Source organism: Bradyrhizobium sp. YR681 (genome assembly GCF_000282615.1).
Classification (GTDB): Bacteria; Pseudomonadota; Alphaproteobacteria; order Rhizobiales; family Xanthobacteraceae; genus Bradyrhizobium.
Map to the genome: position 1 here is coordinate 1 of NZ_AKIY01000309.1, position 24,135 is coordinate 24,135.

The window sequence follows — 24,135 nt, forward strand, 5'->3', positions numbered from 1 at the left end:
GGCGGGCGAGCTCGCCCGCCTTGGTCTCGTTGACGGCAAATTCGATGAAGCCGGTGCCGCCGCTTTTGGCCTTCGGCGCCAGCGGCTCGCCGGAAAATTTCGGCCAATCCGGCGCGAGCTGGTCCTCCAGCAAGATCAGCGAACGCAGGCCGTCGACCGCCGTCTGCGCGGCCGAGCCGGCGCGGAACTGGTCGTTGAAGATCTCCAGCGACAGCGGCCCGGCATAGCCGGTCGCCGCGACCGCCTGCATGAATTCGCCGACCGGCAGGTCGCCCTGGCCGGGGAAGGAGCGGAAGTGCCGACTCCACGACAAAATGTCGAGCTCGAGTTTCGGTGCGTCGGCAAGCTGCACCAGAAAGATCTTGTCCCCGGGGATCGAGGCCATGGCGCGGACCGGAAAGCCCGGCGCCAGCGCGTGAAAACTGTCGAGGATGATTCCGATCGCGGGATGATCGGCCCGCCGCACGATCTCCCAGGCGTCGCGGTAGTCGTTGACATGGCGGCCCCAGGCCAGCGCCTCGTAGCCGACGCGCAGGCCCCGCTTGGCGGCGCGCTCGCCGAGCTCGCGAAAGTCATCCGCGGCGCGGTCGATGCCGCCGAGGGATGAGGGCGAGACGTTGGAGCAGATCAGCAGCAGATCGGTGCCGAGCTCCTGCATCAGATCGAACTTCCGCTCGGCGCGGGCAAAGTTGCGGGCACGCTGCGGCTCCGGCATGCCTTCGAAATCGCGGAACGGCTGGAAGGCGCAAATCTTGAGATTGAGATCGTGGCAGAGCTTTGCGATGTCGCGCGGCCCTGCGCCGAACGACAGCAAATCGTTCTCGAAGATCTCGACCTCGTCGAAGCCGGCGGCTGCGATGGCGCGGAGCTTTTCGTCCAGCGCGCCTGAGAGAGAGACGGTCGCGATCGAGCGCTTGTTCATGCTGCTGTCTCCTCCATGGCTCCCCCGAGGAAGAGCTGGCCGATGCGGGGATCGTTCAAAATGCGCTCCGCCCTGTCGACCATGCGGGTCTGGCCGAGTTCGAGCACGATGCCGAAATCGGAGATCTCCAGCGCCGAGCGCGCGTTCTGCTCGATCATCAGGATGGTGACGCCGCGATCGCGCAGGGATTTGAGGATGTCGAAAGTCTGCTGCACCATTAGCGGTGACAGGCCGATCGAGGGCTCGTCGATCAGCACGAGTTTTGGTTCGAGCAGCAGCGAGCGGGCGATCTCGAGCTGCTTCTGCTCGCCGCCGGACAATGTCGAGGCCTGCTGCGTCGACTTGCGGCGGAGGGCCGGAAACAGGTCGAGCGCGGCTTCGATCCGCTTGGGCAGGTCGATGCCTTTCCCGGCTGAGACCCCGCCGAGCTCGATGTTGCTGCGGACCGAAAGCTCCGGGAAAATGTTGCGCCCCTGCGGCACGTAGCAGATGCCGGCATTGAGCAGCGCGCGCTGGCTCAAATGGGTGACGTCGCGGCCCGCAAAGCTGATCTTGCCATCGCGCAGCTTCAGCAGGCCGAAGATCGCCTTGAACACGGTGGACTTGCCGGCGCCGTTCGGGCCGATGATGGTGGTGATGGTCGCCGGCGGCACCGAAAAGGTCGTGCCGTTCAGGATGGTCATCTTGCCGTAGCCGCCGACGAGATTGTGAACCGAGAGGATCGGGTCGCTCATGCTCGCTCTCCCTAATGTCCGAGATAGGCTTCGATCACGGCGGGGTTTTTTCGCACCTCGTCGGGGCGTCCCATCGCCAGCACCTTGCCTTCCGCCATCACCATCACGCGCGAGCACAGCGACATCACGAATTCCATGTTGTGCTCGATCACGACGAAGGTGGCGTTCTTCTCGCGGTTGATCGCGATCAGGCGTTCCTTCAGGTCCGACAGCATCGACGGGTTGACGCCGCCGGCGGGCTCGTCGAGCAGCACCAGGCGCGGGCCGCCCATGAAGGCCATGGCGGCATCGAGCAGCTTCTGCTGGCCGTAGGAGAGACCCCCGGCCGGCTCATCGGCGAGATGATCGAGCTTGAAGAAGCCGATCATCTGGTTGGCGGCTTCCGTCAGCCCGGCATCGGAGCGGCCGACCAGGCGCGAGGCCATGTTGCCCTGGTGCTCCTGTCCCGCAAGGATCAGGTTTTCGCGCACCGAGAGCTTGGGGAATACCTGCAACAGCTGGAAAGTGCGGCTGACCCCGAGCTTGTTGAGCTCGGCGGGCCGCAAGCCCGTGACGACCTTGCCGTCGAGCTTGACCTCGCCGCCCGACGGCGTGAGCTGGCCGAGGATGCAGTTGAACAGGGTCGACTTGCCGCAGCCGTTCGGTCCGATCAGGCCGAGGATCTCGCCTTCGCGGACATCGAAGCTGACGTCGGCGACGGCGCTGATGCCGCCAAAATTCTTCTTGATGCTGGTGACTTCGAGGACTGCGCTCATTGCACCGTCTCCAGACGCGACTTCGCGACGGCGCGCAACGCGGAGGCCGCCTTGGTGCGGCGCTCGGCGAGATAGCGGTCGAGGATTCCCAGAATGCCCGTCGGCGACCAGATCAGCAGCAGCATCACCGCCACCGCGTAGATCATCAGATAATAGCCTTCCGTGAAGCGCAGCCATTCCGGCAGCAGCACTGCGATCATCGCGCCCAGGAAGGGACCGAAATAGAACCCGGCGCCACCGACGATCACCATCATCAGGAGGTCGAGCGAGAGCGACAGGTTGAAGGGAACAGGATCGATATATTGCGTCAGCGGCGCATAGAGCGCGCCGGCGATGCCGCCGAGCGCCGAGCCGATCGCAAAAGCCATCAGCGTGTAGCGTCGTGTGTCGATGCCGAGCGACTGCGCGCGCAAGGGATTCTCGCGCAGTGCCATGAAGGCCCGGCCCCAGGGCGAGCGGATCAGCCACCATACCGCGGCCGAGACGATCGCGAGCGAGCCGAGGCAGACATAGTAGAAGGGCAGTGGCTTGTTGGTCGCGAACCCGAAAATGTGCGGGCGCGGAATGTTGGAGATGCCGTAGATGCCGCCGGTGAGCCAGCTCTCGTTGCGGAACACCAGGAAGGCCAGCGTCGAGAAGGCCAGCGTGACGAAGGCAAGGTAATGGTGCTGCACCCGCAGCGCGGGATAGCCGAGCACCCAGCCGACCGCAAAACTCAGGACGATCGCGACCACGATTGCGGCCGGCAGCGGCCAGCCATGGGTGGTCATGATCGCCGCCGCATAGGCGCCGATGCCGACGAAGGCGCCCTGCGCCAGCGAGACCTGGCCGGCATAGCCGAGCGTGAGATTGAGGCCCATCGCGGCGATCGTCATCACCGCCCATTGGCTCAGGATGAACAGACCATAACGGTTGAAGTTCATGGGGACGACGATCAGGCCGGCGATGACGATGAGGCCGAGCGCGATCTTCAGGGGTTTGGCGAAGCTGGTCATACCGTGCGCTCCTCGGCGCGGCCGAGCAATCCTTGCGGCCGGAACAGGATCACGACGATCAGGAAGATCAGCGGCACCGCCGCGCGATACTGGGTGGAAACGTAGCTCGCCGCGAGATTGTCGAGCACGCCGATCAACAGGCCGCCGGCGATCGCGCCACGCACCTGGTTGAAGCCGCCGACGATCGCGGCGATGAAGGCGGCCTGGCCGAGCACCTCGCCGGAGGAGAATTTGGCGAGGTAAATCGGCGTGATCAGCAGCGAGGCCAGCGCGACCAGGAAAGCATTGATCAGGAAGGTCAGCAGGATCATGCGTTCGACCGGCACGCCGATGATCCGCGCCACCGTCGGGTTCTGCGCCGCCGCCTGCATCTGGTGGCCGAGCGAGGTGCGGTTCAGCAGCGTGGTCAGACCGAACACGGCGAGGATGGCGACGACGAGCACGCCGATGCTTTGCAGCGAGACGGCATGGCCAAGGATGGAGATGTCGCCGGTCGGCACGATCGAGGGGAAGGGCGAGGCCTCCGCGCTGAAGAACTGCTTGACGGCTTCCTTGAGGCCGATCGCCAGTGCCATGGTCGCGATCGCCAGCGGCAGTACGCCGTGGCGCATCATCGGATCGACCAGCAGCAGCTTGAAGGCGAGGCCCAGCAGGATCATCGAGAGCAGGATGCCGAGGATGATCGCGAGCCAGAACGGCGCACCGGCATGCATCGCCGCCAGCATCAGGAACGCCGGCAGCATCACGAACTCGCCTTGCGCGAAATTGATGGTCTGCGAGGTCTGCCACAGCAGCGTGAAGCCGACCGCGACCAGCGCATAGATCGCGCCGGTGGCAAGTCCTGCGACCAGTAGATCGAACAGATTGGACATTTTCCCCTCTCGTGTCGCTCGTCCCGCTCTGTCGTCTCCCTCGCCCCGTTCTTACGGGGAGAGGGCGGGGTGAGGGGTTCTATCCACGAGCCTATCTCTCACCGTCTTTGCTGAAGCACCCCTCACCCCGACCCTCTCCCCGCGAAGAGCGGGGCGAGGGAGAAGGGCCGCGCCTCACTTCACCTTCGGCAGCACCTGCTTCACCACCTGCTTGCCTTCGACCACCTCGACCAGGAAGCTCTGGCGGTCGATGTCGCCGGTGTCGCTGAAGGTGACGTCCATCAGGATGCCCGGCTCGTCCGCGGCTTTGATGGTGAGGCCATGCAGCGTGTCGGCGAACGCCTTGGAATCGACCTTGCCCATTTTCTCGGTGGTGGCCTTCACCATGTAGACGGCGAGGTAGCCCTTCAGGCCGTTATGGTCAGGGACGTAATTGTACTTCTTGGAAAACTTCTCGCGGAACGCCTTGATCAAGTCGACCGGCGCGTCGGTGGTGAGGCCGACATGGCCGCGCGCGCCGTTGGCGGCATCGCCGGCGAGCTCGATCACCTTCTGGCCGATCAGCGTGGTCTCGCCCATCAGCGGCGCGGTGACGCCCTGGCGCTTCAGCTCCTTCAGGATGCGCGCGCTCTCTTCCTCGTTGAGATAGACGAAGACGGCATCGGGATTGGCGGATTTGATCTTGCCGACGTCGGCGGCGAAATCGGCCTGGCCCGCTTCGGTCGAGAGGTCGGCGACCACCTTGGAGCCAAGCCGGTCCAGCTCCTTGACCACGACATCGCGCCCGCCGCGGCCAAAGTCGTTGTTGACCCAGACCACCGCGACCGTCTTCGCCTTCATCTCGTCGTGGATGTACTTTGCGACCTTCGGCATCGACGATTGCTGGCCGAACGAGGTGCGGAACAGGAATTTGTTACCCGCCTGCGTCAGCTCGGCGGCCTCGCCGCCCATGATCTGCGCGATGCCGGCTTCGGCGGCGAGCGGCGCGGTGACCTTCACCGAGCCGGAATAGCCGGGCCCGAGCAGCACATAGGGCTCGGCGTCGAGCGCCTTCTGCACTTGGGCGCGGGCAACGCCGGGGTTGGACTGCGAGTCGGCGTGGGTGACCTCGAGCTTGCGGCCGAGCACGCCGCCCTTGGCGTTGATCTCCTCGATCGCGAGGTCGATGCCGTTCTTCCAGTTGGTGCCGACGGTGGCGCCGCCGCCCGAGAGCTCGGCAACGTCGGCGAGCTTGATCGCCTGTGCCTGGACGCTGGTTGCAGTCGCGAAGGCAAGCAGGGCGCCCGCCAGTAGTGTCGATTTCATGGTCTCTCCTCCCGTTTTCTCTGATTTGTCCGCGGCCTTGTGTCCGGCCGCTTTGGTTACGCTGCGTGATAGGCCGAACTGCGTGCCGCCATCACCTCGTCAAAGGCCTCTCCCATGATCTCGGTCGATGGGGCGAGGCCGGTGAACAGTTCGAATGCATCCGCGGCCTGGTAGATCGCAAGCTCCCGTCCGGTCATGATCCGCGCGCCCTTGGCCCGCGCCGCGGCCAGCAAGGGTGTGATCAGCGGCGAATAGACGGCGTCGGCGACCCAGAGGTTTTCGCGCAGCAATGTCGCGGCGACCGGGGTGTCCCGGTTCGGCAGCATGCCGACTGGCGTGCCGTTGACGAGCCCGGTTGCGCCGTCGAGCGCGTCCTCGACGCTTCGGGCCACCCGCGCGCCGCCATGCGGGGCCAGAAGCGCGGCCAGTTTCTCGGCCCGCGCCGGCTCGCTGTCGAAGATGCGGAGGTCGGAAACCTTCAGGCTCGCCAGCGCAAAGGCGATCGCCTTGCCGACCCCGCCGGTGCCGATCACGGCGACCGCATTTCCGGAGGGGGCCAGCAGTGGCGCGACCGCACGCGCAAAGCCTGTGGTGTCGGTGTTGTGGCCGATCAGCCGGCCGTCCCTCACGACGACGGTGTTGACCGCAGCCATGGTCGCTGCCGTCGGCGCCAGCTCGTCCAGCAGCGGGACCACGGCTTCCTTGTAGGGAAAGGTGACGTTGGTGCCGGCAAAGCCCAGCCGCCGGACGCCCTCGAGCATCATCCTCAGCCCCGCTGCGTCGGCGCCAGCCACTTCGATGAGCTGATAGTGGCCGCGCAGGCCCAGCGCCTCGGCGGCGCGTTCATGCATGGCAGGGGAGGCGGAGTGCGCGATCGGCGCGCCGATCAGGCCGGTCAGGAGTTTTTTGGGTGTGGCGGGTCCGCGGCTAGACATGATCCACTATCGTCTCTCAGGGCGCGTTGATGTCCGGCCATTAGCGGGGAAATCCGCGCAATTCCAAGGGGGACGATAGCCTTTCCCCTGCCTAACACAATTACCCTTTCATCCCGCAAACCTAACATAATGTTATTTCTTCCGCCCGCGCACCGGCGCGGCCTTGCCGTTGCCGCGGGCCGGCTCGACCGCGCGCATCTCGGCGCGCAGCGACTCGATGAAATATTCGACGTGAAGCGACAGCGGCGCGCCGCGCTTCACCGCGATATAGGTGTCGAACCGCGTCGGCTCGGTGATCTTGATCAGCTCGATGCCGGGATAGCCGCCATGGGCCACCGTGAACTGGTCGATGATGGCGATGCCGAGCCCCGCTTTCACCAGCGCGCAGACCGTGGTGCCGAAGCGCGCGCGGATGGTGATGTTGTAGTCGAGGCGGTGGCGCGCGAAGATTTCGGCCATGATCCGTCCGTAGGGGTCGTTGGGGTCGATGCCGATCAGCGGATAGCGGGTGATCTCGGCGGCGGAGACCTGCTTGCGGCCGGCGAGCTCGTGGCCCGGTGGCACGATGCAATAGAGCTCGCCCGAGGCGAGCGGCATGAAGTCGAGCCCGGAATGCTCCAGCCGGTAGCTCATTGCGACGCATTCGCCGCGGCCGAGCATGAGATAGTCGATGGCTTCCTCGAGCTTGAGGATGTTGATGTCGATGCCGAGATCGGGATAGCGGCGGCGAACCCGCTCGATCGCGCGCGGCACCATCACCTGCGAGATGCTCGGCACCGAGCCGATGCGCAGCTCCGACAGACCGCCGCGGCCGATCTTGGAGATGATTTCGGAGAGATCGTCGACCTTTTTGTAGACGCCGTTGATCTGCTCGAAAATGTTCTCGGCTTCCGGTGTCGGGAAATAGCGTCCGTTCTGGCGCTGGAAGAAGCGGATGCCGAGCGATCGCTCGGTGTATTTGACGAGTCGGCTGATGCCCGGCGCGGACACATTGAGCAGCTTCGCCGCGCCGCCAATGGTGCCCGTCACCATCACGGCACGGATCACTTCAACCTGGCGCAGCGTCATCATGTTCTTGGCATCTTCCGGCATCCGAAAACGATCGTGACACCGATCATCTCACGACAGATGCGATGTCATCCAGCGCCAAGTGTGCTGATGTGGATGGAGGCGGCAAACCAGGCTGGTGTCCCGGACGCGCTGCAGCGCATCGTCGAGGAGACGCTAAGCTGCGTTCGAAGCCAACTTCCCGGTCAGATTGTTTCGATTAAAATCAGCGCGTCGATATCGAAGGGTGGCGACGTCGCGCGATCTGTTGCATCCGCGCCGCTTGCTGCAACTGCGTTCTAGCTCGCCGGCCCCTCGGGCGACACGCTGTCTGCGAGCTCGCTGCGTTCGCCTTGCAGCACCTCGCGCGCGAACTCGATGATCTTCTGCTTGTTTGCCGTTTCGCGGACGGCGAAGAACACGCGGTTCAATTCCAGGCCGAGTACGCTGTTGAGGGCGATGTCCTCGTCTTGCATCGTGGTTTTCCCGCTTCCGACGCCCTAGGTGTATCTTGACGTCACTTCTTCCACAAGTAGATTAAAGCTTCGAGGTCAATGGGATACCGGAAAACTACGGAAGCGGTGAATTGAGGCAGCCCCCAAAGACGTGCTATACCCGACAGCGAGGGTCAGGAAACGCACCGATGTCCGCCGTGGATTATGGACGGGAAGCGCTCGACTTTATCGAGGGATTGGGAGCCTACACCAAGGTTCCTGATGCCATGGATGCGCTTGCGGCTGCATTCGGCCGGTACGGCTTCGAGCACATCATCGTCACGGGCTTGCCGAATCCCGATCAGCGCTTTTCCCAGATGGTGCTCGCCAAGAAGTGGCCGGCGGAGTGGTTCAACCTCTACACCGAAAAGAGCTACGACCGCGTGGATCCCGTGATCCGCAAGTGCCGGCAGACGGTGAATCCCTTCGAATGGTCGGAAGCTCCCTATGATGCGGAGTTCGAACCGGGGGCGGCCGAAGTGATGCGGCGCGCTGCCGATTTTCGGATGTCGCGCGGTTTCGTCGTGCCGATCCACGGCTTGACCGGCTATGAAGCGGGCGTCTCGCTCGGCGGCGTCAACCTCGATCTCAACGTCCGCAGCAAGCCTGCGCTGCACCTTGTCGCGATGTACGGCTTCGACCACATTCGACGCCTGCTCGCTCCCGCGCCGCACCCGTTGGCGCGTCTCACCCCGCGCGAGCGCGAGGTGCTCACCTGGGCCTCGCAAGGCAAGTCGGCGTGGGAAATCGGCGAGATCCTGCACATCACGCAGCGCACCGCCGAAGAACATCTTGCAACTGCGGCGCGCAAGCTCGGTGCGGTCAACCGTACGCATGCGGTCGCGCTCGCGATCCGCCAAAGAATCATCAATCCCTGAAATCCGCTCCTACTGGGAAATTTCCCAATAGTCGGTCTGGCGGTTTTCCATGAGGATTCCCCCATTGTTTCAAGCAATGGGGGAATAGATGATTCATGTAATTTCAGCCGTCAATCGGCATCTCTACGAGGACGTGCTCGAACAGCATTTCAGGGTTCGCCACGAGATTTTCGTCGAAGAGCGGAAATGGGAGGGGCTGCGCAAGCCCGACGGCCGCGAGATCGACACCTACGACAATGACGATGCGATCTATCTGCTGGCGCTCGAAAACCGTCGCGTGCTCGGCGGCTACCGCCTGTATCCAACTACCAAGCCGACCATGATGAGCGAGGTCTTCCCTCATCTCGCTGCAGTGCGGGGCTGCCCGGTCGATCCGCAGGTCTGGGAATGGTCACGCTTCTTCGTGACGCGCGAGCGGCGCGACGGCGCGTTCAACCTGCAACTGATGGCGGCGGCGCAGGAGTTCTGCCTCGATCAGGGTATCGAGCGTCTCTGCCTGGTCATGGAGACCTGGTGGCTGCCGCGCTTCCACGACATCGGCTTTGTCGTCACGCCACTCGGATTGCCGGCGCTGGTCGAGGGGTCCTGGACCATGGCCGCAACGATCGAGGTCCGCCAGGAATCGCTGGACATCGTGCGGGAACGTATCGGGATGACGAATGTCATCCAGCAGGACGGACCGCGTATCGACTGTATCGCCCGTGCCAACCTCTGCGGCCTTGCTGCCGCGCAACGAAAGAGCGCCTGAAATGTCGAACATGATGCGGGACAGCCAGATCATGGCGCAAACCAAGGACGAGAATCTCGGATACATGTCCGACATGGCGCTGGAACTGGCGCAGATGGCGGATGATTCCGGACTGACGACGCTCGCCTACCTGTTCCGGATGGCGGCACTGGAGGCCTCGACGGCCAACAGCGTGCTCGCCGAACCGGACGATCTCCCCCGGCAGATGACGTCGCACTAGGCGCGTCCTCTCCATTCAGACGACATTCACACCCTCCCCTCGGCCTGCCGGGGGGAGGGTGATCGTTTGGGTGCGGCAGGTTGCCTCATCTGATGCGGCAACCTTCTTGCAAGGCCGATGCTGACCGCATGCACCCGCATGCAACAAAGTGCATATTTGGTGTCGAATCGCTCTTGCCTCGGAACGATACTGCCATTACCCATTTTTCCGCCTTGTAGAGGCAGGGGGAGCTCTTTCACTGATGGCGACTGTGTTCGAACATCGGCGCGATTCCGCGTGCGCCTGAAAGAGTTCTGATGTTGCTCGTCGTTGAACAGTTCCTGAACGGCTTGCAGTTCGGCCTGCTGCTGTTCCTGCTCGCCGCGGGCCTGACGCTGGTGTTCGGGATCATGGATCTCGTCAACCTCGCGCACGGCTCGCTCTACATGATGGGCGCCTATTTCGCCGCGACCTTCGCGGCCTGGACCGGCAGCTTTCTGCTCGGCGCGCTGCTGGCGCTCGGCGCGACGCTGGTGCTCGGCATCGTGCTGGAAATGTCGGCGCTGCGGCATCTCTATGGCCGCGATCATCTCGACCACGTGCTCGCGACTTTCGGCCTGATCCTGTTCTTCAATGAAGCGGTGCGATTGATCTGGGGACCCGCGGGTCTCGCGTTGCCGCTGCCGGCCTGGCTCACGGTGCCGGTGCCGATCCTGCCCGGCATCCACTATCCCGCCTATCGCCTCGCCATCATCGTGGTCGCACTGCTTGTTGCGCTACTGCTCTATCTCGGCGTGATGCGCACCCGCATCGGCATGCTGATCCGCGCCGGTGCGTCCAACCGCGAGATGATCGGCGCGCTCGGCATCAACATCAAGCTGCTCTACACGCTGGTGTTCGGCCTCGGCGCCGCGCTTGCCGGCCTTGCCGGCCTGATGCAGGCGCCGATCCTCACCGTGCAGATCGGCATGGGCGAAAACATTCTGATCCTCGCTTTCGTCATCATCGTGATCGGCGGCATCGGCTCGATCCGCGGCGCGTTCCTCGCCGCGATCTTCGTCGGCATGATCGATACGCTCGGCCGCGCCTTCCTGCCGAACCTGCTGCGGCAGGTGCTGAGCGGCGCCGCTGCCTCCACCGCCGCGCCCGCGCTGTCCTCCATGCTGATCTACCTGCTGATGGCGATCGTGCTGGTGGTGCGGCCGGAGGGGCTGTTTCCGGCCAACCGTCGATGAAGGCTTTCACGGTAGCTAAGGCCGTCACGGCCCTGATGCTGGCGGGCCTCGTGCTGCTGCCGCTCTATTCGTCCATGTCCGGCAACATCTTCATCCTGACGCTGTTCACCCGCATCGTCATCCTGGCGCTGGCCGCCGCGAGCCTCAACCTCATCATGGGCTTTGGCGGCATGATGAGCTTCGGCCACGCCGCCTATCTCGGCATTGGCGGCTACGCCGTCGGCATGCTCGCGCAGGAAGGCGTAGGTTCCGGCTTCATCCAGTTTCCGGTCGCGCTGGCGGCCTCCGCGCTCTATGCGCTGGTGATCGGCGCGCTCAGTTTGCGCACCCGCGGCGTCTATTTCATCATGATCACGCTCGCCTTTGCGCAGATGGCCTATTACGTCGCCTCGGGCCTGGCGCGCTACGGCGGCGATGACGGCCTCACCGTCTACAAGCGCAGCGACTTCTCCGGGCTGATCAACCTGTCGAACCGCACGCAGTTCTACTATCTCTGCCTCGCCTGCCTGTTCGTCGTGCTCCTCCTGATCTGGCGCATCGTCAATTCGCGCTTCGGCCTGGTCGTGCAGGGCCTGCGCTCCAATGAGCAGCGCATGCAGGCGATCGGCTTTCCGGCAAAACGCTATCAGCTGGTCTGCTTCGTCATCTCAGGCATGATGTGCGGTCTTGCCGGCGCGCTGCTTGCCAACAACACCGATTTCATCAGCCCGGCCGTGATGTACTGGACCCGCTCCGGCGACCTCATGGTGATGGTGATCCTCGGCGGCATGGGCACGCTGTTCGGTCCTGTTATGGGCGCGGTGGTGTTCCTGCTGCTGGAAGAGTTTTTGTCGCAGATCACCGAATATTGGGCGCTGATCATGGGCCCGCTGCTGCTTCTGATCGTGCTGTTCGGCCGCGGCGGCATCATGGGCATGCTGGGGAGGGCTGGCCGTGGCTGAACCCTTGCTCCGTGTTGAAAAGCTGGTGCGCCGCTTCGGCGGCATCATCGCGACCGACAATGTCTCGCTCGACGTCGCGGCCGGCGAGCTGCATGCCATCATCGGCCCGAACGGCGCCGGCAAGACCACGCTGATCAGCCAGCTCACCGGCCATCTCGAACCGCATTCCGGCAGCGTCTCGCTCGGCGGGCGCGACATCACCTATCTGCCGGCCTATCGCCGCTGCGCGCTGGGCCTCGCCCGCTCGTTCCAGATCACCTCGCTGCTGCTCGACTTCACCGCCGCCGACAATGTCGCACTGGCGGCGCAGGCGCATGCCGGCACCTCGTTCCGCTTCTTCGGCAATGCCCGCAAGGAAAAGGGCCTGCGCGATGCCGCACATGCCGCGCTCGATCGCGTCGGCCTGCTGCACCGCGCCGATGTCCTGGTGTCCAGGCTCAGCCATGGCGAGCGTCGCCAGATCGAGCTTGCGGTCGCGCTCGCCAGCAAGCCGAAGCTGTTGCTGCTCGACGAGCCGATGGCCGGCCTCGGCGTCACCGAATCCCAGAGCATGGTGAAGCTGCTCCAGGAGCTGCGCAAGGAAGTCTCGATCGTCCTGGTCGAGCACGACATGCCGGCGGTGTTCGCGCTCGCCGACCGCATCTCGGTGCTGGTCTATGGCCGCGTCATTGCCTCCGGCGATCCGGCCGCGATCCGCGCCAATGAGGACGTCAAGCGCGCCTATCTCGGCGACCAGCATGTGGTGACGCACCATGGCTGAAAAAGTGATGGCTGACACCCTGCTCGACGTCGACGGCATCGAGACCTGCTACGGCCTCAGCCAGGTGCTGTTCGGCCTGTCGCTGTCGATCAAATCAGGCGAGATGGTCTCGCTGATGGGCCGCAACGGCATGGGCAAGACCACCACCATCCGCTCCATCATGGGCCTGACGCCGGCGCGCACAGGCACGATCCGTTTTGCGGGCACGGAGGTGCGGACGCAGCCGTCCTACCGGATCGCGAAGCTCGGTGTCGGCCTTGTGCCCGAGGGACGCCAGATCTTCCCGAACCTCACCGTGCGCGAAAATCTCGTCGCTGCGGCCGCGGATCGTTTTGGCAGCAGCAATCCCTGGACGCTCGCCGCGATCTACGTGATGTTCCCGCGCCTCGCCGAACGCGCGTCCAACATGGGCAACCAGCTTTCCGGCGGCGAGCAGCAGATGCTCGCGATCGGCCGCGCGCTGATGACCAACCCGAAGCTTCTGATCCTGGACGAGGCGACCGAGGGCCTCGCGCCATTGATCCGCGAAGAGATCTGGAGCTGCCTGTCGTTGCTCAAGAGCCGCGGACAGTCGATCCTGGTGGTCGACAAGAACGTCGACCACCTCGCCCGCATCTGCGACCGCCACTTCATTATCGAGCGCGGCAAGACGGTGTGGAGCGGCACCTCGGACGAGCTGATGGCCGAGCCGGATCTGCAGCACAAGTATTTGGGGATCTGAGCCCCCGTTCTCTCGCCGTCATTGCGAGCGAAGCGAAGCAATCCAGAGTCTTTCTGCGGAGGGATTCTGGATTGCTTCGTCGCTTCGCTCCTCGCAATGGCGGAGGAGAGAGATGTGATCCTCAGAACACCTCGAAATACTCGCGATGCTCCCAATCGGTCACCTCGGACAGGAAGCGGTCGATCTCGGCATTCTTGATGTGGGTATAGTAGTCCACGAATTCGGCGCCCAGCTTCTCGCGGAAGAACGGATCGTCCTTCAGGGCGGAGACGGCATCGCGCAAGCTTTTCGGCAGCAGCGGCGCCTTGGTCTCGTAGGGCGTGTCGGCTGACGGGCCGGGATCGAGCTTGCGGTCGACGCCGTCGAGGCCTGAGAGGATCTGCGAGGCCATGTAGAGGTAGGGATTGGCGGCGGGCTCGCCGATGCGATTTTCCAGGCGCGTTGCGGCATCGCCTGCACCGCCGAGTACGCGGATCATCACGCCGCGATTGTCGCGGCCCCAGATCGCGCGGTCCGGCGCCAGTGAATAAGAGCGGTAGCGTTTGTAGCCGTTGATGGTCGGCGTGGTGAACACGGTCGAGGCGCGGGCGTGGTCGAGCAGGCCGGCAAGGTAGGACTTGCCGAATGCGCTGAGCGGTTCGCTGCTGTCCTTCGCCATGAACTGGTTTTCACCGCTCGCGCGCGAAACGATCGACTGGTGCAGGTGCCAGCCGCTCGCGAACAGGTTCGGCAGTTTCGGCCGGCACATGAAGGTGGCGTGGTAACCGTGGCGGCGCGCGATCTGCTTCACGGCAGAGCGAAACAGCACCATGTTGTCGGCGGGCTCGAGCCCCTTCTTCGGTGCGAAGGTGAATTCGCACTGGCTCGGCCCGAACTCGACCTCGACCGAGCGCAAGGGCAGCCCGAGCGCGACGATGTCGCGGCGCAGGATCTCCAGCACGGGCTCCATCTGATCGAAGCGCTGCTCGGTGAGGTATTGATAGCCGTGGCTGAGCAGGCTCACCGACGGCGGCGTGCCGGGCTGTCCGGCGTCCTCGGGCCGCATATGCGGATCGTCGAGCTTGAAGATGTGGAATTCGACCTCGAGCCCCGCGACGAAGTCATGGCCGCGGCTTGCGAGCTCGTCGAGCACCTTGCGATAGAGCCCGCGCGTCGCGAACGGCACCGGGCGGCCGTCCTGGAAATAGAGGTCGCACAGCACCCAGCCCGTGGCCGGCGCCCACGGCAGCACGCGAAAGGTGGTGGTATCAGGCACCATCAGCACGTCGGCCGCGCCCTCCATCTCCTTCATGCCGAAGCCGCCGCCTGCGGTGAACACCGGGAACACCGTGCGGTGCGAGGTGTCCTTGGCGAGCATGGTCGTGGTGATGGAGCAGCCGCTCTCCAGCGACGCGATCGCCTCCGAAGCGATGATGGTCTTGCCGCGCAAGATGCCGTGCTGGTCGGGGAAGGCGAGGCGGATGACCTCGAGATTCTTCTCCTCGACGAGACGGCGCATCCGCGCCGCGGCGTCCTTCTGCTCATCCGACCACAGCGCATGACGCGCGACGAAAGTCACTTGGCCACTCCCTCAATCACTGCTGCTCGATGTGTGCAAAACACTTGCCACATCCTCCGTCATTGCGAGGAGCGTAGCGACGAAGCAATCCAGAGTCCCTCTGGAGAGGCAGCCTGGATTGCTTCGCTGCGCTCGCAATGACGAGGATGGGCCGCCACTCTTATTCAGCCGCCGTCAACCGGTGCACGTTGTCGGCGATTTCCTTCGGCACCGGTGCGGCCCAAGGTGCGCCGCGGCGGCGTTTGACGTCGACCTCCATCCAGTAGAGCTCCCAACCCTGGGTCGGCCCGATGCCGTCCATCGTGGCCGGCCCCTGGATGCTGCGTGCTCTGCTCTCGTCCAGAAACAGCATCGGCTTCTCGCCGCCGCCGACCTTCTCGATCTCGGCCCGCAGCAGGCGGCGATACTGCACGATCGCCTTGTCGCTCGTGCCGAGATGCTCCTTGGTGCGGTCCTGGATCGCGCCCATGGATTCCACCGCCCACTGGTCGTGGACGTTGATGTCGGTGCCCATGCCGGTATAGGTCGCGGTCTGCTGCTCGTGCGGATCGAAGCCGTAATCATTGCTGCGGTTCTTGCGCGAGACGTAGTCGGGCAGCTCATAGAGCTCAAGCCGCTGGTCGCGCATCTTCTGCTTGTCGACCGGGTTCGAATAGCTGGTGAAGATCGCGTACCAGTAGCAATTCTCGTCGTCGACCGGCACGTGCCACTGCGTGATCGTCATCTCCGTGCTCATGGGGATGACGAAGCCGTGCGGGAACAGTTGATTGGTGACACGCACATGGGTGCGCTCCTGGTCGATCTCGCGCAGCGCGATCAGCCGCAATCCGTATTCGGTGTGCTCGACATTGATGATCGGACGGTCGTATTCGCGCAGGATCTTCGTCATCGGCAGGTCGCTGCCGGCGGACGCGCCGCGGAACTGCTTGCCGTAAGCGGTCGAGGTGTCCTCGTCCTCGAAGAAGCGGTGCAGGTACGAGGCGTGCGCGGGATCGATGCCGACCTCCAGCGCCTGGAGCCAGTTGCAGGCCATGTGGCCCTTGAACGCAAAAGTGTGCGTGCCGGGTGCAACGAAGCAGTCGAGCTCCGGGAATGCGGGCGGCTCACCTTCGCCGAGATAGGCCCAGAGGATGCCGCTCTTCTCCACCACGGGATAGGAGCGCTGGCGGATGTTCTGGCAGAGCTTCGACTCCTTCGGCTCGGCCGGCGTCTCGATGCACTGGCCGGTCGCGTCGAACAGCCAGCCATGGAAGGCGCAGCGCAGGCCGCCATGTTCGAGCCGACCAAAGGCGAGGTCGGCGCCGCGATGGGCGCAGTGGCGATCGATCAGGCCGTAGCGCCCGGTCTCGTCGCGAAACAGCACCAGATTCTCGCCGAGCAGCTTGACGGGCCGGATCGGCCGCTCGCCCTCGAGCTCGTCCACCAGTGCGGCCGGCTGCCAGTAGCTTCGCATCAGCTTGCCACAGGGATCCTTCGGCCCGGTGCGGGTGATCAGGTCGTTCTGCTCCTGGCTCATCATGGCGGTCGCGTCCTTCTTGACGAGGATCGTTGTCGATCAGCAAAGCGCGCTCTTCTTCGCCTCTCCCCGCGTGCGGGGAGAGGCCGGATCGCATCGCCAGATGCGATCCGGGTGAGGGGGATTCTCCGCGAGGGCAGCTCTCACCGTCCCTGTGGAGACTCCCCCTCACCCCACCCTCTCCCCGCAAGCGGGGCGAGGGAGTGAGGAATCGAGCTTCCCTGACCGAAACTATCCAAGGCGATTGTTCGCCTATTGAACGAATGGGCGAATTATGACATGCCTTGGATTGGCAGCAAGCACTATTTTGCAGGATTGTCCGAGGCCATGCCCAAGCTGAAGCGAAGCGAGAGCGACGAGCGCGCGACGGATTTCGTCGAAGCCCTCGACCGCGGCCTGCGCCTGCTGCAGTGCTTCGGCACGACGACAGGCCCGATGACGCTGAGCGATCTCGCCCGGGCCGCCGACCTGCCACGCGCGACCGCGCGGCGCATGTTGTTCACGCTCCAGCGCGGTGGTTTTGTCAGCGGCGACGGCAAGCTGTTTTCACTTACGCCGCATGTGCTGACGCTCGCTGCGTCCTATCTGCGCTCAAATCAGCTGGTCACGGTTCTGCAACCGGTGCTCGATCGTGTCGCGATCGCAGCAAACGAAATTTCCTCGCTTGCAGTGCTCGATGGCGATGACGTCGTGTTCATCGCGCGCAGCAGCCCGGCGCGCATGTTCTCAGGCGGCCTCGAAATCGGCTACCGCCTGCCGGCGTTCTGCACCTCGGTCGGGCGCGCCATGCTCGGCCAGCTCGACGATGCCGACCTCGCCGCGCGCCTGAAGGCGATGAAGCGCGAGGCGCTGACGCCGCAGACGGTGACTGACGCGAAGGCGCTGCTCGCGCGCATCATCGCCGATCGCGCGCTAGGCTATTCGCTGGTGGATCGCGAAGCCGAGCCGCATTTCCGCTCGATCTCGGTTCCCGTGCGTCGCTACGACAATGTGATCGTTGCCGCCATCAACATGGGCGCGCATGTCGACCGCGTGCCGGCGCAGGAATTGATCGACCGCTTCCTGCCGCTTTTGCGCGAAGGTGCGGAATCGGTGCGTTCGCAGCTCCTGTAGCCCGGGTGAGCGAGGCGATCCCGGGTCAATTCAAGCGGAGAATCCCGGATGTCGCTGCGCTCATCCGGGCTACGGCTCTGCTAGCGGTTGCGCATCCAGTCGGCCAGGCCGGACAGCGCCTTGTCGAGATCCTGCCGTGCGGCAGCATCGGTCACCGTCTCCTCCAGCGCGCCGCGCATGCAAAGCAGCCACGCATCGCGCTCGGCATCGCCGATGGCAAAGCCGATGTGCCGCTGCCGCAGCCGCGGATGACCTTTCTCGGGGGTGTAAAGGCGCGGACCGCCGGTCCATTCGGTGAGATAGCGCTTCAGCACGTCCCTGATCAGGCCAAGGTCGGCCGCGTGCATGGCGCGGATCGCTTGCGCTTCCGGCAGCGTAACCATGCGATCGTAGAAGCGGTCGACGAGGCGATCGATCGTGGCGCTGCCGCCGATCCGCTCGAACATGGAGATTGCGACGTCGCTATCGGTCATGACTCATTCCCAAGCTTGTAGGCTCGGATATATTGTCATTCCGGCGACTGGCCAACCCTACAGCGCCACGCTCCGCAGCCCAAAACTGCGCGCTTCGTTCTGCAGCACCGGCCGCACCGCGTCGATCAGCCTTGCAGCCGCGGCGTCGACGCTCAGCCCCGCCGTATCCACCACCGCCGTCGCGCGCGAATACAGCGGCTCGCGGCTGAGCAGGATGTTGCGCAGCTCCGCCATCGCGGAGCGGTCATCCGCCATCGGGCGCAAATCGCCTTGGCGGCGGACGCGGGCCATGTGCTCCTCGGGCTCGGCCTTCAGCCAGATCGTGTAGAACGAGGACAGGATCTGGTCGAAGGTCAGGGGCTCGGAGACGATGCCGCCGCCGGTCGCCAGCACCATCAGCTCGTTGCGCGCGAGCAGCTGCTGAAGCGCGGCCTGCTCCATGCGGCGAAAGCCTTCCTGGCCGTAGAGCGCGATGATCTCGGCGACCGAGAGGCCGTTCTGCTGCTCGACCTCCTTGTTGAGCTCGACGAAGCTCCAGCCGATCTTCTTTGCCAGCATCCGACCAAGCGTCGATTTGCCGGCACCGCGCAGGCCGATCAGCGCGATGCCGCAGAACGGCGCGCGTCGCGGTGCAGAGGCACTGCCGCCGGCGAGCACGTCTTTTGCCTGCGCGATCTGCGCCGGTGTCGCCTTGCGCAGAAGATCGCGGAACATCTGCCAGTCCGGCGTCGGATCGGGGCTCGGAAGCAGGTCTTCGAGATGCGCGCCCATCGCGTCGGAGACGCGGCGCAGCAGCACGATCGAGACATTGCCCTTGCCGCTCTCGAGCTGCGCGATGTAGCGCTCCGAGATCCCTGATACCTTGGCGAGCACCTTGCGCGACATGCCGCGTAGCGCGCGCATGGTGCGCACGCGCTGGCCGAGTTGTTCGAGAAAGCGGGATTCGGCGTCGGGACTGTCGGTCATGGACTTTCTTTAGCGGATGTCCTGCGGCGCATTTAAATGAAACATAATGCCTGATAGCATTGACAGCAAGCCGCTGCAGTGTCTTTCTATGAATTATAATTCTAAAATCTGGGGAGACGACCGTGAGCGAGGGATCCTACAACGCGGTGACCTGGCTGCTCGACCGCAACGTCGAGGATGGGCGTGGCGACAAGCTTGCCTTCGACGACACCGTCTCGCGGCTCACCTACGGCGAACTCCAGCGCGAGACGCGCCGCGCCGCCAACATGCTGCGCCGGCTCGGCGTCCGCCGCGAAGAGCGCGTGGCGATGATCATGCTGGATACGGTCGATTTTCCGGTGGTGTTCCTGGGTGCGATCCGCGCCGGCATCGTGCCGGTGCCGCTCAACACGCTGCTGACCGCGGACCAATACGCCTACATCCTCGCCGACTGCCGCGCGCGCGTGCTGTTCGTGTCCGAGGCGCTGTATCCCGTGATCAAGGACGTCGTCGGCCGCATGCCGGATCTCGAGCATGTCGTCGTCAGCGGCGCTAAGCAGAACGGCCACAAGCAGCTTGCGGAAGAGATCGCGGATGAGAGCGATCGGTTCGCCACCGCCGCGACGCATCCCGACGAGCCGGCGTTCTGGCTCTATTCGTCGGGCTCGACCGGCATGCCCAAGGGCGTGCGCCACATCCATTCGAACTTGCAGGCGACTGCGGATACCTATGCCAGCAAGGTGCTCGGCATCCGCGAGAGCGACGTCGGCCTCTCCGCGGCAAAACTGTTCTTCGCCTACGGCCTCGGCAACGCGCTGACCTTCCCGATGTCGGTCGGTGCCACCACGATCCTGAACAGCGAGCGGCCGACGCCGGCGCGGATGTTCGACCTGATGAACCGCTACAATCCGTCGATCTTCTACGGCGTGCCGACGCTGTTCGCAGCGATGCTCAACGACGAGACGATGAAGAGCGAGCGCGGCGGCAAGAGCTTGCGCATCTGCACCTCGGCCGGTGAGGCGCTGCCGGAATCCGTCGGCAACAGCTGGAAAGCGCGCTTCGGCGTCGACATTCTCGATGGCGTCGGCTCGACCGAGCTGTTGCACATCTTTCTCTCGAACGCGCCGGGCGACATCAAATACGGCTCCTCCGGCAAGCCGGTGCCGGGCTATGCGGTGCGGCTCGTCAACGAAGCCGGGCAAGACGTCGCCGACGGCGAGGTCGGCGAGCTCCTCGTCGATGCGCCCTCGGCCGGCGAGGGTTACTGGAACCAGCGCCACAAGAGCCGCCGCACCTTCGAGGGTCCGTGGACCCGCACCGGCGACAAATATGTCCGCGACGCCGACGGTCGCTACACTTTCTGCGGCCGCGCCGACGACATGTTCAAGGTCTCCGGCATCTGGGTCTCACCGTTCGAGGTCGAGAGCGCGCTGATCACGCATCCCGCGGTACTGGAAGCCGCCGTCGTGCCCGAGGCCGATCCGGAGGGCCTGCTCAAGCCAAAGGCCTTCGTCGTGCTGCGCCCCGGCGTGAAGACGACGGACCTGCAGGAGATGCTGAAGGAGCACGTCAAGCAGAAGATCGGCCCGTGGAAATATCCGCGCTGGATCGACGTGGTGGACTCGCTGCCGAAGACCGCGACGGGAAAGATCCAGCGCTTCAAGCTGCGGGACGGCGCGAACTAGCAACGAGCCGTCATGGCCTGGCTTGTCCCGGCCATCCTCGCGTTACCGCAATTGAGGAAGACGTGGATGCCCGGGTCAAGCCCGGGCACGACGACCGAGAGAAGAGTGATAGCATGACCAACCTCACCCCCACCGGCTTCCTCAGCATCGGCAACGCCAGCCTCGAATACAAATGGCTTGCGCCGCAGAGTGCCGACGCACCTACCATCGTCATGCTGCACGAGGGCCTCGGCTCCGTCGGCCTCTGGGGCGACTTCCCGGAAAAGCTCCAGCAGGCCACCGGCGCCGGCATCTTCGTCTATTCCCGCGCAGGCTATGGCCAATCCAGCCCGGTCGCGCTGCCGCGGCCGCTCGACTACATGCAGCGCGAGGCGCTCGACGTGCTGCCGAAGCTGCTCGATATGATCGGCTTCAAGCGCGGCCTGCTGCTCGGCCATTCCGACGGCGCCTCGATCGCGACGATCTATGCCGGCGCGCATCAGGATCATCGCCTGAACGGCCTCGTTCTGATCGCGCCGCATTTCATCGTCGAGGACATCTCGGTGACATCCATCGCCGCGATCAGGACCACCTTCGAGACCACCGACCTGAAGGCAAAACTGGCGCGCTGGCACAAGGACGTCGATAACGCCTTCCACGGCTGGAACGGCGCCTGGCTCGACCCGAAATTCCGCGACTGGGACATCTCCGAATATCTGGCCTATGTCCGCGTCCCCATCCTGGTCGTGCAGGGCGAGGGCGACCAATATGGGACATTGCGACAGGTCGAAATTGCGCAGGAAGAGTGCTACTGTCCGGTAGATTTAAAAATGATTTCAGACGCGGGCCATTCCCCGCATCGTGAAGCGCCGGGGGCGACGCTTGACGCAATTGAGCAATTTGCAAAAGCGGCCCTGCGCGACGATCAGGGACTCCAGGGACGCGCCGCATGATCATGTGGAGGCACATCCATGAATGTGCCGTCACATGCGAGCGGCCAATTGCCGTGGCCGCAATGGGCCTATGTGCCGGGCGAGGCCGCCGGGCTGGATGCCGACTATCAGACGCTCGACATGGCCAAGGCGCTGGTGCCCTCGGCCTTTCGCGGCCATGTGCCGGCGCGCCATCCGGCGCTGCGCTACGGCCTCGCGCTCAACGACCGCGGCTATTTCTGGGAGGCGCAGGAGGTGCTGGAGGCGGTGTGGGCCGCGGCGCCGCAAAACGGCCGCGAGCGCATTCTGCTGCGCGCCTGCATCCTCATCGCCAACGCGAATTTGCGGCTGCGCATGCAGAAGTCGCATTCGGCAGCGCGGCTGTTCGGCGAGGCGCTGACGGAGCTGCGGTCGCTGACCTCGCGCAAGGCGGCCCCGGCCGGCGACGGCTTTGTCGAGAGTTTTCCGATTCCGGCGCTGACGGCCTTGCTCCAGGCCAAGCTCGGCCGTCCCCAGCTCTCCAAGGCCGACTGGATCGCGCTGGGCGCCATCGTGCGGTCCTAGACTCCTCATGAAACAAAGTGCATGTATTGACCGTTAAGGACTAGACTCACTCCAGAATGTGCATTATTGTGCATATAACGGTAAAACCAAGACGAGCTCAAGGGTGGCCCATGGCCGGGGAAGATCGGCGCCTCGCAGGCGGCGCGACATTCATCGATTTCCAGACCGAACCGTCCCGCTACAAGCACTGGAAGCTGGCGGTCGACGGCGACGTCGCGACGCTGACCATGGACGTCGATGAGAACGGCGGCCTGTTCGAGGGCTATCTGCTCAAGCTGAACTCGTACGATCTCGGCGTCGACATCGAGCTTGCCGATGTGGTCCAGCGCCTCCGCTTCGAGCACCCGGAAGTGAAGGTCGTTGTGATGCGCTCGGCCAAGAACCGCGTGTTCTGCGCCGGCGCCAACATCCGCATGCTCGCGGGCTCGACCCACGCCCACAAGGTGAACTTCTGCAAGTTCACCAACGAGACCCGCAACGGCATGGAAGACTCCTCGGAAAATTCCGGCCAGCGCTTCATCACCGTCGTGAACGGCTCGGCCGCCGGCGGTGGCTACGAGCTGGCGCTTGCGACCGACCACATCATCCTCGCCGACGACGGCGCCTCGGCCGTCGCGCTGCCCGAAGTGCCGCTGCTCGCGGTGCTGCCCGGCACCGGTGGTCTCACGCGCGTCGTCGACAAGCGCAAGGTGCGCCGCGACCACGCCGATTTCTTCTGCACCATCGAGGAAGGCGTGAAGGGCAAGCGTGCCGTACAGTGGCGCCTCGTCGACGAGATCGCGCCGAATTCGAAGCTCGAAGCCAAGGTCGCAGAGCGCGCCAAGGAGTTTGCCGGCAAGTCAAAGCGCGCCGGCGGCGGCAAGGGCATCGCGCTGACGCCGCTCACGCGCGTCATCGACGAGGCCAGCATCCGCTACGGTTTTGTCAATGTCGATATCGACCGCGCGGCCCGCATCGCCACCATCTCGATCAAGGCGCCTGAGGCGGCGCCGCCCGCCGACATCGACGGCATGATGGCGCAGGGCGCGTCGTTCTGGCCGCTGCAAGTGGCGCGCGAGCTCGACGACGCCATCCTGCACCTGCGCATCAACGAGCTCGAGATCGCCATGCTGGTGTTCAAGAGCCATGGCGAGCGCGCCCATGTGCTGGCATCCGATGCCTTCCTCGAAGCCAACAAGGCGCACTGGCTGGTCAACGAGATCAGGCATTACTGGAAGCGCGTGCTCAAGCGCATCGACGTCACCTCGCGCACGCTGGTGACGCTGGTCGAGCCCGGCTCCTGCTTTGCCGGCACGCTCGCCGAGCTCGTGTTCGCCGCCGACCGCTCCTACATGCTGATCGGCACGCGCCAGGGCGACAACCAGCCGCCGCCGTCGATCGAATTGTCGGCGATGAATTTCGGCCCCTATCCGATGAGCCATGGCCTGACGCGGCTGGAATCGCGCTTCCAGGCCGATCCGGCCGATGTGGAGCGCGCGGAAGCCACGATGGGCACCGCGCTCGATGCCGAGCAGGCCGAAGAGCTCGGTCTCGTCACCTTCGCGCTCGACGACATCGACTGGGACGACGAGGTCCGCGTCTTCCTCGAAGAGCGCGCCAGCTTCTCGCCCGACAGCCTCACCGGCATGGAAGCCAGCCTCCGCTTCGTCGGACCCGAGACCATGGAATCAAAAATCTTTTCGCGCCTGACCGCTTGGCAGAACTGGATCTTCCAGCGCCCCAACGCGGTCGGCGAGGAAGGCGCGCTGCGCCGCTACGGCAGCGGACAGAAGCCAAAATTCGATATGACGCGGGTTTAACGACCCTCGTGTCCCGGGCGCGCTGCGGCA

At 64.5% G+C, this 24,135-nt stretch carries 26 protein-coding genes; 13 read left to right on the plus strand and 13 right to left on the minus strand.

Annotation, left to right across the window (positions count from 1 at the left end; all coding sequences use genetic code 11):
• From PMI42_RS33495 to PMI42_RS33530, 8 genes are all read right to left on the minus strand, one after another.
• Positions 1–922, minus strand: a 922-nt coding sequence (locus PMI42_RS33495) for a sugar phosphate isomerase/epimerase family protein (protein ID WP_008143401.1), incomplete at its 3' end; no start/stop codon positions are given.
• Positions 919–1,656, minus strand: coding sequence for an ABC transporter ATP-binding protein (locus PMI42_RS33500; protein WP_008143404.1), 738 nt, complete (start codon positions 1,654–1,656; stop codon positions 919–921). The genes PMI42_RS33495 and PMI42_RS33500, both read right to left, overlap by 4 nt.
• A gap of 11 nt (positions 1,657–1,667) precedes the next feature.
• Complete coding sequence (locus PMI42_RS33505; protein ID WP_008143406.1) at positions 1,668–2,411, minus strand: ABC transporter ATP-binding protein; 744 nt, start codon at positions 2,409–2,411, stop codon at positions 1,668–1,670.
• Positions 2,408–3,406 carry a branched-chain amino acid ABC transporter permease gene (locus PMI42_RS33510; RefSeq protein WP_008143408.1) on the minus strand — a complete coding sequence of 333 codons (999 nt, stop codon included), beginning with the start codon at positions 3,404–3,406 and terminating at the stop codon, positions 2,408–2,410. The genes PMI42_RS33505 and PMI42_RS33510 overlap by 4 nt, the downstream gene beginning before the upstream one ends.
• Positions 3,403–4,278, minus strand: coding sequence for a branched-chain amino acid ABC transporter permease (locus PMI42_RS33515; protein ID WP_008143410.1), 876 nt, complete (start codon positions 4,276–4,278; stop codon positions 3,403–3,405). The genes PMI42_RS33510 and PMI42_RS33515 overlap by 4 nt, the downstream gene beginning before the upstream one ends.
• 174 nt (positions 4,279–4,452) lie before the next feature.
• Positions 4,453–5,583 carry an ABC transporter substrate-binding protein gene (locus PMI42_RS33520; RefSeq protein WP_008143412.1) on the minus strand — a complete coding sequence of 377 codons (1,131 nt, stop codon included), beginning with the start codon at positions 5,581–5,583 and terminating at the stop codon, positions 4,453–4,455.
• A 56-nt stretch (positions 5,584–5,639) separates the two neighbouring features.
• A complete protein-coding gene (locus tag PMI42_RS33525; protein ID WP_008143415.1) occupies positions 5,640–6,518 on the minus strand; it encodes a shikimate dehydrogenase in 879 nt (292 codons plus the stop codon).
• 132 nt (positions 6,519–6,650) lie between these two features.
• Positions 6,651–7,589, minus strand: a complete 939-nt coding sequence (locus tag PMI42_RS33530; protein WP_035967381.1) for a LysR family transcriptional regulator — start codon at positions 7,587–7,589, stop codon at positions 6,651–6,653.
• Positions 7,590–7,622: 33 nt separating this feature from the next.
• Between PMI42_RS33530 and PMI42_RS33535 the strand changes: the two genes are divergently transcribed.
• Positions 7,623–7,868 carry a hypothetical protein gene (locus PMI42_RS33535; RefSeq protein WP_157195862.1) on the plus strand — a complete coding sequence of 82 codons (246 nt, stop codon included), beginning with the start codon at positions 7,623–7,625 and terminating at the stop codon, positions 7,866–7,868.
• On the opposite strand, the gene PMI42_RS40220 is transcribed toward PMI42_RS33535, so the two are convergent.
• Positions 7,865–8,041 (minus strand): hypothetical protein, encoded by a 177-nt coding sequence (locus tag PMI42_RS40220; RefSeq protein ID WP_008143419.1) that lies wholly within the window; start codon positions 8,039–8,041, stop codon positions 7,865–7,867. The genes PMI42_RS33535 and PMI42_RS40220 overlap by 4 nt on opposite strands.
• 167 nt (positions 8,042–8,208) lie before the next feature.
• On the opposite strand from PMI42_RS40220, the gene PMI42_RS33540 reads away from it, so the two are divergent.
• From PMI42_RS33540 to PMI42_RS33570, 7 genes are all read left to right on the plus strand, one after another.
• Entirely contained in the window at positions 8,209–8,937 is a 729-nt protein-coding gene (locus PMI42_RS33540) for a LuxR family transcriptional regulator (RefSeq protein ID WP_008143421.1), read from the plus strand.
• An 88-nt stretch (positions 8,938–9,025) separates the two neighbouring features.
• The gene (locus PMI42_RS33545) at positions 9,026–9,685 is read left to right on the plus strand and encodes an acyl-homoserine-lactone synthase (protein ID WP_008143424.1); all 660 of its coding nucleotides are present in this window, start codon (positions 9,026–9,028) and stop codon (positions 9,683–9,685) included.
• A 1-nt stretch (position 9,686) separates the two neighbouring features.
• Entirely contained in the window at positions 9,687–9,905 is a 219-nt protein-coding gene (locus PMI42_RS33550) for a hypothetical protein (RefSeq protein ID WP_008143426.1), read from the plus strand.
• Between the two features lie 296 nt (positions 9,906–10,201).
• Entirely contained in the window at positions 10,202–11,119 is a 918-nt protein-coding gene (locus PMI42_RS33555; protein WP_008143427.1) for a branched-chain amino acid ABC transporter permease, read from the plus strand.
• The gene (locus PMI42_RS33560) at positions 11,116–12,060 is read left to right on the plus strand and encodes a branched-chain amino acid ABC transporter permease (protein WP_008143429.1); all 945 of its coding nucleotides are present in this window, start codon (positions 11,116–11,118) and stop codon (positions 12,058–12,060) included. The genes PMI42_RS33555 and PMI42_RS33560 overlap by 4 nt, the downstream gene beginning before the upstream one ends.
• On the plus strand, positions 12,053–12,820 hold the full coding sequence (locus PMI42_RS33565) for an ABC transporter ATP-binding protein (protein WP_008143431.1): 768 nt from the start codon (positions 12,053–12,055) through the stop codon (positions 12,818–12,820). Before PMI42_RS33560 ends, PMI42_RS33565 begins: the two co-directional genes overlap by 8 nt.
• Positions 12,813–13,541 (plus strand): ABC transporter ATP-binding protein, encoded by a 729-nt coding sequence (locus PMI42_RS33570; RefSeq protein WP_008143433.1) that lies wholly within the window; start codon positions 12,813–12,815, stop codon positions 13,539–13,541. Before PMI42_RS33565 ends, PMI42_RS33570 begins: the two co-directional genes overlap by 8 nt.
• A 121-nt stretch (positions 13,542–13,662) precedes the next feature.
• On the opposite strand, the gene PMI42_RS33575 is transcribed toward PMI42_RS33570, so the two are convergent.
• Both PMI42_RS33575 and PMI42_RS33580 read right to left on the minus strand, forming a co-directional pair.
• Positions 13,663–15,099, minus strand: coding sequence for a glutamine synthetase family protein (locus PMI42_RS33575; RefSeq protein ID WP_008143435.1), 1,437 nt, complete (start codon positions 15,097–15,099; stop codon positions 13,663–13,665).
• 160 nt (positions 15,100–15,259) lie between these two features.
• Positions 15,260–16,618 (minus strand): aromatic ring-hydroxylating dioxygenase subunit alpha, encoded by a 1,359-nt coding sequence (locus PMI42_RS33580; RefSeq protein ID WP_008143437.1) that lies wholly within the window; start codon positions 16,616–16,618, stop codon positions 15,260–15,262.
• 324 nt (positions 16,619–16,942) lie between these two features.
• On the opposite strand from PMI42_RS33580, the gene PMI42_RS33585 reads away from it, so the two are divergent.
• Positions 16,943–17,728: an IclR family transcriptional regulator domain-containing protein gene (locus PMI42_RS33585; protein WP_008143439.1), complete on the plus strand. Its 786-nt coding sequence runs from the start codon at positions 16,943–16,945 to the stop codon at positions 17,726–17,728.
• An 80-nt stretch (positions 17,729–17,808) separates the two neighbouring features.
• On the opposite strand, the gene PMI42_RS33590 is transcribed toward PMI42_RS33585, so the two are convergent.
• Both PMI42_RS33590 and PMI42_RS33595 read right to left on the minus strand, forming a co-directional pair.
• The gene (locus PMI42_RS33590; protein WP_008143441.1) at positions 17,809–18,201 is read right to left on the minus strand and encodes a group II truncated hemoglobin; all 393 of its coding nucleotides are present in this window, start codon (positions 18,199–18,201) and stop codon (positions 17,809–17,811) included.
• A 57-nt stretch (positions 18,202–18,258) separates the two neighbouring features.
• On the minus strand, positions 18,259–19,167 hold the full coding sequence (locus PMI42_RS33595; RefSeq protein WP_008143443.1) for a helix-turn-helix transcriptional regulator: 909 nt from the start codon (positions 19,165–19,167) through the stop codon (positions 18,259–18,261).
• Between the two features lie 122 nt (positions 19,168–19,289).
• Here PMI42_RS33595 and PMI42_RS33600 point away from each other — a divergent pair, with 122 nt between their 5' ends.
• From PMI42_RS33600 to boxC, 4 genes are all read left to right on the plus strand, one after another.
• The gene (locus tag PMI42_RS33600) at positions 19,290–20,831 is read left to right on the plus strand and encodes a benzoate-CoA ligase family protein (RefSeq protein ID WP_008143446.1); all 1,542 of its coding nucleotides are present in this window, start codon (positions 19,290–19,292) and stop codon (positions 20,829–20,831) included.
• A gap of 113 nt (positions 20,832–20,944) precedes the next feature.
• Complete coding sequence (locus PMI42_RS33605) at positions 20,945–21,763, plus strand: alpha/beta fold hydrolase (protein WP_035967383.1); 819 nt, start codon at positions 20,945–20,947, stop codon at positions 21,761–21,763.
• Between the two features lie 18 nt (positions 21,764–21,781).
• Positions 21,782–22,306 carry a DUF309 domain-containing protein gene (locus PMI42_RS33610; protein WP_008143450.1) on the plus strand — a complete coding sequence of 175 codons (525 nt, stop codon included), beginning with the start codon at positions 21,782–21,784 and terminating at the stop codon, positions 22,304–22,306.
• A 110-nt stretch (positions 22,307–22,416) separates the two neighbouring features.
• Positions 22,417–24,105: a 2,3-epoxybenzoyl-CoA dihydrolase gene (boxC, locus tag PMI42_RS33615; protein ID WP_008143452.1), complete on the plus strand. Its 1,689-nt coding sequence runs from the start codon at positions 22,417–22,419 to the stop codon at positions 24,103–24,105.
• Positions 24,106–24,135 lie beyond the last annotated feature (30 nt).